Source organism: Sphingomonas sp. TF3 (assembly GCF_003985085.1).
Taxonomy (GTDB): Bacteria; Pseudomonadota; Alphaproteobacteria; order Sphingomonadales; family Sphingomonadaceae; genus Sphingomonas.
The window spans coordinates 24201-37464 of the sequence record NZ_RWKS01000009.1; the positions used below are offsets into that span (position 1 = coordinate 24201).

Genomic DNA, 13264 nt, shown 5'->3' on the forward strand with positions numbered 1-13264 from the left:
CTGTCTCTCCTGCTTGACCTTAAAACGCGGCAATCCCGGTGATGGCGCGGCCGAGGATGAGCGCGTGCACGTCGTGCGCGCCCTCATAGGTGTTGACCGTTTCCAGGTTCATCAAATGGCGCATCACTTGATATTCGCCGGAGATGCCGTTGCCGCCGTGCATGTCGCGGGCGTTGCGGGCGATGTCCAAGGCCTTGCCGACATTGTTGCGTTTGACGATCGAGATCATCTCGGGTGCGAATTTGCCCGCATCCATCAGACGCCCGACGCGCAACGAAGCCTGCAGGCCGAGCGCGATCTCGGTCTCCATGTCGGCCAGCTTCTTCTGGTACAACTGGCGTCCGGCGAGCGGGGTGCCGAACTGGTTGCGGTCGAGCCCATATTGGCGCGCGGCGTGGAAGCAGAATTCGGCGGCACCGAGCGCGCCCCAGCTGATGCCGTAACGCGCGCGGTTGAGGCAGCCGAAGGGTCCCTTAAGACCCTGCACATTAGGCAGCAGCGCGTCTTCGCCGAGCTCGATCTCGTCCATCAGAATCATGCCGGTGATCGAGGCGCGCAGCGACAATTTGCCCTCGATCTTGGGCGTGGCGAGGCCCTTTGCGCCCTTTTCGACGATAAAGCCGCGAATGCCATCGCCATGCGCTTCCGACTTCGCCCAGATGACGAAAACGTCGGCGATCGGCGAATTGGAGATCCACGTTTTCGCGCCCGACAGCAGATAACCGCCATCGACCTTCTTCGCGCGCGTTGTCATGCTGCCGGGGTCGGAGCCTGCATCGGGTTCGGTCAGGCCGAAGCAGCCGATCCATTCGCCGGTGGCGAGCTTGGGCAGATATTTGCGCTTCTGCTCTTCCGAGCCGTACGCAAAGATCGGATACATCACGAGACTCGATTGCACCGACATCATCGAGCGATAGCCCGAATCGATCCGTTCGACTTCGCGCGCGACCAGACCGTAAGCGACATAGGATGCGCCGACGCCGCCATATTCCTCGGGCACCGTCGGTCCGAGCAGGCCGAGCGCGCCCATTTCGCGGAAGATGTCGGGATCGGTGATTTCGTTCTGAAAGGCGTCGATGATGCGGGGGGCGAGCTTGTCCTGCGCATAAGCGCGCGCCGAATCCCGGATCATCCGCTCGTCATCCTCGAGTTGATCGTCGAGGAAAAAGGGATCGGCCCAATCGAAACGCGCCATATCGGCCATGTGATACTCCAGCATTGATCAATCTGAGTGCTTCCCCGGCGAAGGCCGGGGCCCAGTAGCGAAGTGATCGTTGGCGAGGGCTGCGCCCGTTTACCACTGGCATCTCGGCTGGGCCCCGGCCTTTGCCGGGGAAGTTTATAAGGAAATTACGTGTTTAAAATCCGGTCGTCGAACAGGCCAAACGCCAGCGTCGAGGCATAATAGCCGATCGCGCGCTCGCGCGTCATCGTATGCGCCCATTTGCGCATGTCGAAGGCGGCGTTCTGCATCGCCATCAGCGCTTGTGCCGCGATCAGCGGGTCGACCGGGCGGATCGAGCCCTCGGCGATACCGTCGCTCATCGTGCCGGCGAAGCGGCGGGCGATCCGGTTGGAGCGATCGACCATCGCAAGCCGCGCCTGCGCGGGCAGGCCGGAGAGCGCGGTGGTGCGCAGCAAGGGGCCACGTTCGGAGAACTGGACGTCGAGCAAGGTGGCGATCGTGCCGGAAAGGCGATCCCAATGGCTGCCACCGCGCTCATCGGCGAGGCGCTGGGCATCGGCGACGGTGTCGAGGCTGCGCTTGTAGCAGGCCAGCACCAGATCGTCCTTGGCATCGAGATGGTGGTAGAAACTGCCCTTGGTCACGTTCAGTTCGGACGCGATTTTCTGCACCGAGGCGCCGCGATAACCGAGCTGGTTGATCAGCCGCGTCGCCGCGAGCAGGAACGCCTCGCGGCCTGGCTCGGGCTCGTCATGCGCGAGGTCGATCAATTCGGGCGACCAGCGGGCGTTCGGCCCGGCAATGCCGTGCGCGAACACGTCCATCAGACGCTCCTCGACGCGCGGATATTGGTCGAGGTCATAGCGGTTGAGCCACACCGGCAGCCAGAACGTGTTTTCCAGCAGCACGTGCGCGCGGCCACCATGCAGGTCGGTCTGCGCACGGTTGGTGGTCGGGCCCCACAGGCTGCGAGTCTTGCGGAACACTTCGCGCCAGCCCGCCATCAGCCGACCGAGCACGGGCTCCTCCATCGCGCGCAGATCCGACAGAATCGCGAAGGATGTTTCCTCGCCCCGCTGAATCCGCGCCAGCCGCGCCATGTTGAGCGACAGATATTTCGCGACTCGGGCGCGGGGCGTCGGCTCGGCGAGCGACTCCTCGAGCATGCCCAGCAGGCGGTCGAGTGTATGCTCGAAACACGCTGCCGCCAGATCTTCCTTGCGCTTGAAATAATAGGTGACGCTGGTGGTATTGAGGCCGACGCGGCGCGCGACATCGGCGAAGGTCATGCCCTTCGCGCTCTGTTCGTTGATCGCTTCGGCCGCGGCCGCCAGAATCGCGTCGCGCTTGGCGCGAAAGCGCTTGGTGCTGGTGTCTTCCTCGGGCGGAATCGTGTCGGGGGCCTCCATGCCGGAAACTGTAACATCATCTTTTAGAAGAAACAGTCATTTTTGTTGGCTACGGCATTCCACGCATTTTGAGCGCCAAAGACGCTTTACCGAATACGCGGTACGGTCTAACCAGCGATCCGATAGCAAGATCGGAGAGCGCAGATGGACTTCAGCTTCAGCGAACGCGAAACCTATTTTCGGGACCGCGTGAAGGGGTTCATCGACCAGCAAATCCGTCCGCGCCAAGCCGAATTTGATGCGCAACACGACGCGGGCGAGCGCTGGAAGGTCATTCCCGTCATCGAGGAGATGAAGGAAAAGGCCAAGGCCGCCGGGCTATGGAATTTCTTCATGCCGCCGCATTCGGGGCAAAGCCATGTCGATGACAGCTTCGAGTTCGAAGGCACCCAACTGACCAATCTCGAATATGCGTTATGCGCCGAGGAGATGGGCAAGGTCGGCTGGGCGAGCGAATGTTTTAACTGCTCGGCCCCTGATACCGGCAATATGGAGGTGCTCCACCGTTATGGCACGCGCGAACAGAAGGAGCGGTGGCTGCGGCCGTTGATGAACGGCGAGATCCGCTCTGCGTTCCTGATGACCGAGCCGGCGGTTGCCTCGTCGGACGCGACCAATATCGAGACCTCGATCGTGCGCGACGGCGACGAATATGTCATCAACGGCACCAAATGGTGGTCGTCCGGCGTGGGCGATCCGCGCTGCAAGATCGCCATCACCATGGGCAAGACCAACCCCGACGCATCGCGCCACAGCCAGCAGAGCCAGGTGCTGGTCCCGATGGATGCGCCGGGCGTGACGATCAAGCGGATGCTGTCGGTCTATGGCTATGACCACGCGCCGCATGGCCATGGCGAAGTGGTGTTGAAAGACGTGCGCGTGCCGGTGGAGAACGTGCTTCTGGGCGAGGGGCGCGGCTTCGAGATTGCGCAGGGTCGGCTCGGGCCGGGTCGCATCCACCATTGCATGCGCACGATCGGGACGGCGGAAACCGCGATCGAGGCGATGGCCAAGCGGCTGTTGTCGCGCGTCGCCTTCGGTAAGCGCATCGCTGACCATAGCGTGTGGGAAGAACGGATCGCGCGCGCGCGGATCGACATCGAGATGACGCGGCTGCTGTGTCTGAAGGCCGCCGACATGATGGACAAGGCCGGCAACAAATCGGCCCAGCTCGAAATCGCGATGATCAAGGTGCAGGCCCCCAATATGGCACTGAAGATCCTCGACGACGCCATTCAGGCACATGGTGGCGCGGGTGTCTCCAGCGATTTCCATCTGGCGCACGATTGGGCGGCGATGCGCACCCTGCGCTTCGCGGACGGCCCGGATGAAGTCCACAACCGCGCGATCGCCCGCAACGAGTTTGGCAAATATGCCGAGTTCAAGGTGGATCGTCCGTCGAGCGGCGATCTGGCGGTGTCGCGGTGAAAGCGGCCGTCCTTTATGCGCCAAAAACCGAGTTGGTGATCGAGGACATCGCGATCTCCGATCCGGGGCCCCGCGAAGTGCTGATCCGCACCGTCGCGTGCGGGGTATGCCGGTCCGACCTGCATTTCGTCGACGGGGCGTTTCCGCACCCGATGCCGACGGTGCCGGGTCATGAAGCGGCTGGGATTGTGGAGGCGGTTGGCTCGGACGTCGCGCATTTGAAGGTGGGCGATCATGTCATCACCTTCTTCACGGTGTTCTGCGGTGCCTGCGAATTTTGCGTTAGCGGGCGGCCGTCGCTGTGCATCGATCCCTCGACGCGGCGGGGGAAGGGCGCGCCGCCGCGACTGAGCTTGAAGGACGGCACGCCGCTCGCCCCGTTCCTCAACCTTTCGGCCTTTGCCGAGATGATGTTGGTGCACGAAAATGCCTGCGTCGCGATCAGCAAGGAGATGCCGCTGGACCGGGCGGCGTTGCTTGGCTGCGCGGTGATTACGGGCGCGGGGGCAATCTTCAACGACAGCCAATTGCGCCCGGGCGAAAGCGTTGCCGTAATCGGCTGCGGCGGGATCGGGCTCGCGGCGATCAACGCCGCCAAGATTGCGGGCGCGGGACAGATCATCGCGATCGATCCCGTCGCCGACAAGCGCGCGCTGGCGGCGAAGCTGGGTGCCACGCACACGCTCGATTCGAACGATCCCGATCTGGCGAAGACGGTTGCCGGGATGACCGGGGGCGGGGTGCATTATGCGATCGAGGCGGTCGGGCGGCCCAACACCGCTGAGCTCGCCTGGACGATCCTGCGGCGCGGCGGCACCGCGACGATCCTCGGCATGATCGCGCCGGGTGGGGAGGTGAAGATCGCCGGGCCGACCTTCCTGACCGGCAAGAAGTTGCAAGGGTCGTTGCTGGGATCGACCCGCTTCCCGATCGACATGCCGCGACTGGTGCAATTGTATCTCGACGGCAAGCTCGATCTCGACACGATGGTGGCGGAGCGGATCGCGCTTGAAGGCGTCAACCATGCGCTCGCCAATTTGCGCACCGGGGACACGGTGCGGTCTGTGATCGAGTTCGCATGATGGCCGACAGCGCGGACGTCACGATGGTCGGGACGATCCCGGTGCCCGCCGATGACACGATCGACGCAGGCGCGGTGGCGGCGTGGATGAAGGGCCATATGCCCGCAATCGACGGTCCTGTCACGCTATCGAAGTTCAAAGGCGGTCAGTCGAACCCGACGTATCGCGTTGATGTATCAGGGAAAAGCTATGTTCTGCGGCGCCAGCCGTTCGGCAAGCTGTTGCCCTCTGCGCATGCCGTGGACCGTGAATATCGGCTGATTGCAGGGCTGCATCCAACCGGCTTTCCGGTGCCGACGCCGTTCGGGCTATGCGAAGATCCAGCGGTTATCGGATCGATGTTCTATGTAATGGAACTGGTCGAGGGGCGCAGCCTGTGGGACGGCGCGCTTCCGGGCATGACCCCGGCCGAGCGGCGCGCGCATTACGAGGCGATGGTCGATACGCTCGCCGCCTTGCACAACACCGATTATGTCGCGGCGGGGCTGGGCGATTATGGCCGCCCGGGCAATTATTTCGAACGCCAGGTGGCGCGCTGGACCAAGCAATATCGCGCGTCCGAAACCGAGCATATGCCAGCGGTCGAGGCGTTGATCGAGTGGCTGCCCGCCACCCTGCCCGAGCAGACGCGTACGTCGATCGTCCACGGCGATTTCCGCATCGATAATATGATCTTTGCGGCCGACGCGCCGCGCGTCGCGGCGGTGCTCGACTGGGAATTGTCGACACTGGGCGATCCGCTGGCCGACATCGCCTATTTCCTGATGAACTGGGTGACCGAGCCAGAGGGGCGCTCCGGCGTGAAGGGACTGGATGGACCCGAGAGCGGCATACCCACCGTGGACGAGGTGGTCGCGCGCTATTGTGCGGCAACAGGGCGGGACGGACTGCCCAATCTCAACTGGTACTTCGCCTACAGCCTGTTCCGCCTGACCGGCATTGTCCAGGGCATCAAGAAACGCATCGTCGATGGCACTGCCTCCAGCGCGCAAGCGGCGCGGACGGCCGAGCGGGTCGGCCCGCTGGCCGAAGCGGCGTGGGATTTCGCCAAGAAGGCAGGCGCGTAAGCGCGGGCCGAAAGAGGGAAAAGCATGAGCCAATTCGACCTGGGCGGCAAAGTCGCCATCATCACCGGCTCCTCGCGCGGGATCGGCAAGGCGAGCGCGTTCGAATTGGCGGAGCATGGCGCGAAGGTGGTAATTTCCAGTCGCAAGCAGGAGGCGTGCGATGCCGTGGCCGCCGAGATCAACGCGCGTTATGGGGAAGGCCGCGCGATCGCGGTTGCCGCCAACATCTCCGACAAGGCCGGGCTGCAACATCTGGTCGATGCCACACGTGCCGCCTTTGGGCAGATCGACGTGCTGGTGTGCAATGCCGCATCCAACCCTTATTACGGCCCGCAGGCGGGGATTGCCGACGAGCAATTCCGCAAGATTCTCGACAACAACATCGTGTCGAACCACTGGCTGATCGCGATGGTCGCGCCAGAAATGCGCGCGCGCAAAGCGGGGAGCATCATCATCATTTCCTCGATCGGCGGATTGCGCGGCTCGACGCTGATCGGGGCCTATTGCATCTCCAAGGCCGCCGACATGCAATTGGCGCGCAATCTCGCGCATGAGTTCGGGCCCGATAACGTCCGGGTCAACTGCATCGCGCCCGGCCTGATCAAGACCGATTTCGCGCGCGCCTTGTGGGAAGATCCCGAGCGGATCGAGGCCGCCAACAAGACCGTGCCGCTGCGCCGGATCGGCGAGCCCGAGGAAATCGCCGGGGCGGTGGTGTTCCTCGCCGCGCAAGCGAGCAGCTTCATGACCGGCCAGACGATCGTCCTTGATGGCGGCGTGACGATTTAGGAGAGGCAGATATGGCGCGCTTTACCGGCAAATCGATCATCGTAACGGGCGCAGGATCGGGCATCGGGCGGGCGACGGCGCTCTTGTTTGCGCGCGAGGGCGGATCGGTGATCGTTGCAGACCAGGCTGAGACGGTCGAAGAAACCGCCGATCTCATCGACCGCGCGGGCGGTACTGCCCATGCGATCCGGATCGATGCCGGAAATGAGGAGGACGTGGTGCGCGCGGTGAATGTCGCGTGCGAATATTATGGCGGTCTTGACGTCATGTTCGCCAATGCCGGGATTTCCGGTGGGATGGCGAATATCTTCGATACCGATGTCGCGCTGATCACCGAAGTGCTGCGCGTCAATTTGATCGGTCCGTTCCTCGCGATCAAACACGCCGCACCCAAGATCGCCGAGCGTGGCGGTGGCGCGATCGTGCTGACCGCGAGCGTCGCGGGCATCCGCTCGGGCGCGGGGTCGCCGGCCTATTCCGCATCCAAGGCTGGCGTTATCAACCTGGCGATGGTGTCGGCGCAGCAGCTTTCGGGATCGAATGTCCGCGTCAACGCGATCTGCCCCGGCTTGACCGAGACGGGCATGACCAGGCCCACCTTCGATTATGCGCGCGACGCGGGGAAGATGGATCGGCTCGGTCGGCTGAACCCGCTGCGACGCGGCGCGCAGCCCGAGGAACTGGCGGAAGTCGCTGCCTTCCTGGCATCGGATGCGGCAAGCTATGTCAACGGGCAGGCGATTGCGGTTGATGGCGGGCTATCCAGCAGCCACCCGGTTACCCGGCAGGACTATGGCAAGACCGCCGTGTAACGCCCAAATCCGTTCGGGCTGAGCCTGTCGAAGCCCTCCTCGCCCAGGCACCGCCATCGCATAGGGGATGGCCCTTTGACGGGCTCGGGGTGCACGGAAGATCAGCTCATTCGCGCAGGCGGATCAGCCCTTCCTGCGCGACGCTGGCGACCAGACGACCGTCACGCGTGAAAATCTTGCCGCGATTGAACCCGCGCGCATGCCCCGCCCAGGGGCTGTCGCAGGCATAGAGCAACCAGTCGTCGGCGCGGAAATCCTCATGCAGCCACACCGAGTGATCCAGGCTGGCGCTTTGCAACTTGTGGGTGAGCCAGTTGACACCGTGCGGCAGCGTTGCCGTGCCGAGCAGCGACATGTCCGAGGCATAAGCGAGCACCGCGCGGTGCAGGGCGGGATCATCGGGAATCGGCGCAACCACGCGAAACCAGCTGTTCTGGAACGGTGCATGTTTGACCGGATCCAACCAACTGCGCGGCGAGACCGGGCGAATTTCCACCATACGCGGGCGCAGGAAATTGGCACGGAAGCGATCGGGAATGCGGTCGATCATTGCGAGCCGGATATCGCGATCGTTGGTGAGGCCCTCGGGTGGGGGGACGTCGGGCATCGCGTCCTGATGGGTGAGGCCGCCCTCAGGCATCTGTAGCGAGCAAGCAAGGTTGAGGATCGGCACGCCGCGCTGTGTCGCGATCACGCGACGGGTGGAGAAACTCTTGCCGTCGAAATCGCGCACCACCCGGTACAGGATCGGGTGGTCCTCCGCCCCCGGTCGCATGAAATAGGCGTGGAGCGAATGCGCGGCGCGTGGCGCATCGGTTGAGCGTTGCGCTGCCTGCAACGCCTGCGCGATGACCTGTCCGCCGAACACGCGCCCGAACCCGTCATTGCCGCGGATGCCGCGATACAGATCGGTGTCGATCTCCTCGACATCGAGCAAGTCGACGAGATTTTGCGCGAGCTGAGCGGGCGTGGGCAGGTCGTCCATCAATAGCCCGCCGCCCGCGCGATCCGGTCCGCATGGAAATTGGCGTCGCCGAACATCTCGGCCAGCACGCGCGCGCGCTTCATGTAGAAGCCAATGTCATATTCATCGGTCATGCCGATCCCGCCGTGCATCTGGACGCCTTCCTGCACCGACAGCGTCGTCGCCATGCCCGTCATCGCTTTGGCAACCGACACGGCGGTGTCGGCGGCATCGCTCCCGGCGTCCAGCAACTGTTGCGCCTTCAGCACCGCCGCGCGCGCGACTTCCATCTCGGAATAGAGATGCGCGGCGCGGTGTTGCAGCGCCTGGAAGCTGCTGATCAACGCGCCGAACTGCTTGCGTTCCTTGAGATAGCCAACCGTCATGTCCATCGCGCCGCCACCGACGCCGAGTAGCTCGGCGGCGGCCCCCGTGCGTCCGGCGCGGAGCAAGCGGTCGAGTGGCGAGCGGCCATGATCGACCTCGCCAATCACCGCGTCGGCATCGACCTCGACCCCGTCGAATTCGAGCCGCGCGGCGAAGCTGGCATCGGCGAGGCGCTCGGGCGTCGCGGTCAGGTTGGCGGCACCTTTGGGGATGGCGAAGAGCGTAATGCCTTTGGCATCGTCGGCATTGCCTGTAGTGCGCGCGGCAACGATCAGCAGATCGGCGACATGCCCGTGGGTGACGAATTGCTTCTTGCCGGTGAGCTTGAAGCCGTTACCCGAGCGTTTGGCCTGCAATCCGATCGTGTCGCGATGCTTGGCAGCTTCGTCGATCGCAAGAGCGGTGACGGTTTCACCCGCGAGGATGCCGGGGAACCAGCGCGCGGCATGGGCGGTACCCTTCAGCGCTTCGACTGCGGCGACGGCGGTGGCGAGGAAGGGCGAAGGCGACAGGTTTCGGCCAATTTCCTCCAGCACCACGCCCGCCTCGACATGGCCGAGCCCAAGGCCGCCCTCGGCTTCGTCGATCAAAATGCCGGTAAAGCCCATTTCGGCGAAGCTCTTCCACAGGTCGCGGCTGAATCCGGTGGCGTCCTTGCTGTCGCGTAGCGCGCGCATGTGCGTCACCGGCGCATGGTCGGCGACGAAATCGCGGATCGTGTCCTGAAGCGCTGTCTGATCGTCGTTGAGATAGAGTGGCATGTGTCAGTCCTAACAATGCGTCACCCCGGCCTTGTGCCGGGGTCCACCGCGCCTCGGGCCGAGCCGCTGGTGGGAGAAGTGGACCCCGGCACAAGGCCGGGGTGACGGCTCCCTCGATTTTACGACGGCAATTCCAGGACCCGCTTGGCGATGATGTTGAGCTGTACCTCGCTCGTCCCGCCCTCGATCGAGCCTTGGTTCGCAACCATGCGCGCGCCTCACGCCCGCCGCCCGACGCGTCGCTTTCCCATTCGAGCGCGTTCGATCCGCCTGCCGCCATTTGCAGTTCATGGCGGGCCTTGTTCAGCTCGGTGCCGTAATATTTCATCATCGAGGGTTGCGCGGGGTGCGCGCGGCCTGCTTTCAACTCGTCGATAAAGCGTTCGGACATCGCCCCGAACGCCTGGGAGCGGACCTCGAACGTCGCGATCGCCGCGCGCAGCAGCGGATCGGCCAAGCGCCCGTCATGGTCGAGCCCAACCGTCGCGATCGCACCTTCGATCAACGGGTTACCACCGTTTCCTGCCAGGCCCATACCGGAAATCATTTCGCGTTCATGGCCGAGCAGATATTTGGCGACATCCCAGCCCTTATTCTCCTCATGCACACGCTGCGATTTGGGCACCTTCACATTGTCGAAGAAGGTTTCGCAGAAGGGCGAATAGCCCGAGATCAGCAGGATCGGCTTGGTCGAAACACCGGGCGAGGCCATGTCGAACAGCACGAAGCTGATGCCGCCCTGCTTTGACTCCTTAGAGGTGCGAACCAGGCAGAAAATCCAGTCAGCCTTGTCGGCATAGGACGTCCAAACCTTCTGGCCGTTGACGATATAATGGTCGCCCGCGTCCTCGGCCGAGGTGGCGAGGCTGGCGAGATCGGAGCCGGCATTGGGTTCGCTATAGCCCTGGCACCAACGGATTTCGCCGCGTGCGATCTTGGGGAGATAATCGAGCTTCTGCTCCTCGGTGCCATATTTGAGCAGCGCCGGTCCGAGCATGGAAATACCGAACGAATTGAGCGGATTACGCGCCTTTATTGCTGCCATTTCTTCGCGCAAGATCTTGGTTTCGGCAGGCGACAGGCCGCCGCCGCCATAAGCCGCCGGCCAATCGGGCACGGTCCAGCCACGCGAGGCCATGGCATCCATCCACGCCTTCTGGCCCGGTTGGAAATCGGGATTACGGCCGCCCCAGCAGGCATCCTTTTCCGACCGGATCGGCTCGCGCATTTCGGGCGGGCAATGCGCTTCGAGCCAGGCGCGCGTCTCGGCGCGGAAGGTGTCGAGGTCCGTCATATCGTCTCCTCCATTCGTCTCGTGCGCTCGCGCCGTTCGCCGCGAACGCGGCGCTCAATTGAAGCGACCGTTGCTTTCGGCCTTGCTCTTCAGAAGCTCCGCCACCGCGAAGCCGTGTTTTTCGAGCCCGGCCACGATCTTCTTGAGCCCTTCGGTATCCGCCCAGAACATGGGCCCGCCGCGATAGACCGGCCAACCATAGCCATAGATCCACACCACATCGATGTCGGACGCGCGCTGCGCCATCTTCTCCTCGAGGATCAACGCGCCTTCGTTGACCATGGTGTAGAGCGTCTTCTCGACGATCTCCTCGTCGCTGATCTCGCGCTTTTGCAGGTTCGATTTCGAGCGGAAATCCTCAATGATTTCGGCGACGCGGGGCGAGGGCGTCGGGTTGCGCTTCTCGTCATAGTCGTAAAAGCCCTTGCCGGTCTTCTGGCCCCAACGGCCTTCGGCGGCGAGCGCGTCACGGATGTTTTCGATCCGGGTCGGGTCGCGGTGCCAGCCAATGTCGACGCCCGCGAGATCGCTCATCTGGAACGGCCCCATCGGCATGCCGAAGGCGACATGGACGCGGTCGATCTGCTCCGGGGTCGCGCCTTCCAGCAGCAGCTTCATCGCCTCGATCTGGCGGGGTTTCAGCATGCGGTTGCCGATGAAGCCATCGCACACCCCCGCGACCACCGCGACCTTTCGGATCGTCTTGGACAGCGCCATGACGGTCGCGAGCACATCGTCCTCGGTCTGTGCTCCGCGCACGACCTCCAGCAATTTCATGACGTTGGCGGGCGAGAAGAAGTGCATGCCGAGCACGTCGCCAGGCCGTTTGGTGACCGAAGCGATCTCGTCGATGTTGAGATAGGACGTGTTCGACGCGAGGATCGCGCCGGGCTTGGCGATGGCGTCGAGCTTGGTGAAGATGTCCTTCTTCACCTCCATCGTCTCATACACCGCCTCGATGATGAGGTCGCAGTCGGCGAGCGCGCTGAAGTCGAGCGTGGGGGTGAGCGCGGCCATTGCGGCCTCGACCTGTTCGGGCTTCAACCGGCCCTTGGCGGCAGAGGCTTCGTAATTCTTGCGGATCACGCCGGTGCCGCGATCGAGCGCGTCCTGCGCCATTTCGACGATCGTCACCGGTACGCCCGCCGACAGGAAGTTCATCGAGATGCCGCCGCCCATCGTGCCCGCGCCGATGACGCCTACGCGCTTGATCTCGCGCAGCGGGATTTTGGGATCGATGCCGTCGATCTTGGCGGCCTGGCGCTCGGCGAAGAAGATGTGGCGTTGTGCTGCGGACTGCACGCCCATCATGAGCTTCATGAATTCCTGCCGCTCGAAGGCGATGCCTTCGTCGAAGCTGGAGCCGTCGGTTGCCTTTTCGACGCAGGCGATATTGGCAGCGGGCGCGTCGAAGCCGCGGAAGCGCTTGGCGTTGTCTTTTTTGAACGCCGCAACCGCCTCGGGATCGGCTTGGGCCGTCTTGTCGCGCGCGCGGGGCAAGGGGCGCGCATCGGCGACGTCGCGCGCGAAGGCGATCGCGTCGGCAACCAAGCTGTCCTCGCCCGCAATCCGGTCGATCAGCCCGGCGGACAAAGCGAGCTTTGCCGGAATCGGATCACCCTTGGCGGTCAGTTCGAGCGCAAGCTTCACGCCCGCGATGCGTGGCAGGCGCTGCGTGCCACCCGCGCCGGGGAGCAGGCCGAGCTTGACCTCAGGCGTGCCGATTTTCGCGCTGGGGACAGCGATGCGATAATGGCAGCCGAGCGTCACCTCGCACCCGCCGCCGAGCGCGGTGCCGTGGATTGCGGCGACCACCGGCTTGTCTGCGGCTTCGATCATGTCGACCACGGTCGGCAGGCCCGGTTCCTGCATCGGGCGGCCGAATTCGGTGATGTCGGCCCCTGCGAAGAAGGTGCGGCCATCGCAGCGGATGACCATCGCCTTTACCTGCGGGTTGGCGAGGCCTTCCTTGATCCCGGCCTCCAGCCCCTGCCGCACCGCCGCGCCAAGTGCGTTTACGGGCGGGTTGTTCGAGATGATGACGAGGACGTCGTCGTGGAGTTCGGTGGTGATCGGGCTAGTCAT

Annotated in this window: 10 protein-coding genes and 1 pseudogene; 5 read left to right on the forward strand and 6 right to left on the reverse strand. The window is 63.8% G+C overall.

Annotated features, from left to right (window positions below; genetic code table 11):
* Positions 1 to 19: 19 nt before the first annotated feature.
* Positions 20 to 1204 (reverse strand): acyl-CoA dehydrogenase, encoded by a 1185-nt coding sequence (locus tag EJC47_RS09720; protein ID WP_126847211.1) that lies wholly within the window; start codon positions 1202 to 1204, stop codon positions 20 to 22.
* 146 nt (positions 1205 to 1350) lie between these two features.
* On the reverse strand, positions 1351 to 2595 hold the full coding sequence (locus EJC47_RS09725; protein WP_126847213.1) for a TetR/AcrR family transcriptional regulator: 1245 nt from the start codon (positions 2593 to 2595) through the stop codon (positions 1351 to 1353).
* A 144-nt stretch (positions 2596 to 2739) separates the two neighbouring features.
* Between EJC47_RS09725 and EJC47_RS09730 the strand changes: the two genes are divergently transcribed.
* The 5 genes from EJC47_RS09730 to EJC47_RS09750 are packed head-to-tail and all read left to right on the forward strand — an operon-like array spanning position 2740 to position 7773.
* A complete protein-coding gene (locus tag EJC47_RS09730; protein ID WP_126847215.1) occupies positions 2740 to 4023 on the forward strand; it encodes an acyl-CoA dehydrogenase family protein in 1284 nt (427 codons plus the stop codon).
* Positions 4020 to 5105 (forward strand): Zn-dependent alcohol dehydrogenase, encoded by a 1086-nt coding sequence (locus tag EJC47_RS09735; protein ID WP_126847217.1) that lies wholly within the window; start codon positions 4020 to 4022, stop codon positions 5103 to 5105. The genes EJC47_RS09730 and EJC47_RS09735 overlap by 4 nt, the downstream gene beginning before the upstream one ends.
* Entirely contained in the window at positions 5105 to 6172 is a 1068-nt protein-coding gene (locus tag EJC47_RS09740; protein WP_126847219.1) for a phosphotransferase family protein, read from the forward strand. Before EJC47_RS09735 ends, EJC47_RS09740 begins: the two co-directional genes overlap by 1 nt.
* A 24-nt stretch (positions 6173 to 6196) precedes the next feature.
* The gene (locus EJC47_RS09745; protein WP_126847221.1) at positions 6197 to 6961 is read left to right on the forward strand and encodes an SDR family oxidoreductase; all 765 of its coding nucleotides are present in this window, start codon (positions 6197 to 6199) and stop codon (positions 6959 to 6961) included.
* Between the two features lie 11 nt (positions 6962 to 6972).
* On the forward strand, positions 6973 to 7773 hold the full coding sequence (locus EJC47_RS09750) for an SDR family NAD(P)-dependent oxidoreductase (RefSeq protein WP_033965749.1): 801 nt from the start codon (positions 6973 to 6975) through the stop codon (positions 7771 to 7773).
* Positions 7774 to 7879: 106 nt separating this feature from the next.
* Here the strand turns inward: EJC47_RS09750 and EJC47_RS09755 are convergent, their stop codons facing one another.
* The 4 genes and pseudogenes from EJC47_RS09755 to EJC47_RS09770 form a co-directional block, all read right to left on the reverse strand.
* Entirely contained in the window at positions 7880 to 8758 is an 879-nt protein-coding gene (locus tag EJC47_RS09755; protein ID WP_126847224.1) for an acyl-CoA thioesterase, read from the reverse strand.
* Positions 8758 to 9885, reverse strand: a complete 1128-nt coding sequence (locus EJC47_RS09760; protein WP_126847226.1) for an acyl-CoA dehydrogenase family protein — start codon at positions 9883 to 9885, stop codon at positions 8758 to 8760. Before EJC47_RS09760 ends, EJC47_RS09755 begins: the two co-directional genes overlap by 1 nt.
* Before the next feature lie 119 nt (positions 9886 to 10004).
* Positions 10005 to 11179, reverse strand: a pseudogene (locus EJC47_RS09765) (acyl-CoA dehydrogenase family protein).
* A gap of 54 nt (positions 11180 to 11233) precedes the next feature.
* Positions 11234 to 13264 (reverse strand): 3-hydroxyacyl-CoA dehydrogenase NAD-binding domain-containing protein, encoded by a 2031-nt coding sequence (locus tag EJC47_RS09770; protein WP_126847228.1) that lies wholly within the window; start codon positions 13262 to 13264, stop codon positions 11234 to 11236.

What these genes read in the sequence shown, in the direction of transcription:
- EJC47_RS09730 (WP_126847215.1), top strand. Translation starts at nt 2,740, where the DNA reads ATGGACTTCAGCTTCAGCGAACGCGAAACCTATTTTCGGGACCGCGTG.
- EJC47_RS09740 (WP_126847219.1), top strand. Translation starts at nt 5,105, where the DNA reads ATGGCCGACAGCGCGGACGTCACGATGGTCGGGACGATCCCGGTGCCC.
- EJC47_RS09750 (WP_033965749.1), top strand. Translation starts at nt 6,973, where the DNA reads ATGGCGCGCTTTACCGGCAAATCGATCATCGTAACGGGCGCAGGATCG.
- EJC47_RS09720 (WP_126847211.1), bottom strand. Translation starts at nt 1,204, where the DNA reads ATGGCCGATATGGCGCGTTTCGATTGGGCCGATCCCTTTTTCCTCGAC.
- EJC47_RS09770 (WP_126847228.1), bottom strand. Translation starts at nt 13,264, where the DNA reads ATGACTAGCCCGATCACCACCGAACTCCACGACGACGTCCTCGTCATC.
- EJC47_RS09725 (WP_126847213.1), bottom strand. Translation starts at nt 2,595, where the DNA reads ATGGAGGCCCCCGACACGATTCCGCCCGAGGAAGACACCAGCACCAAG.
- EJC47_RS09755 (WP_126847224.1), bottom strand. Translation starts at nt 8,758, where the DNA reads ATGGACGACCTGCCCACGCCCGCTCAGCTCGCGCAAAATCTCGTCGAC.
- EJC47_RS09745 (WP_126847221.1), top strand. Translation starts at nt 6,197, where the DNA reads ATGAGCCAATTCGACCTGGGCGGCAAAGTCGCCATCATCACCGGCTCC.
- EJC47_RS09760 (WP_126847226.1), bottom strand. Translation starts at nt 9,885, where the DNA reads ATGCCACTCTATCTCAACGACGATCAGACAGCGCTTCAGGACACGATC.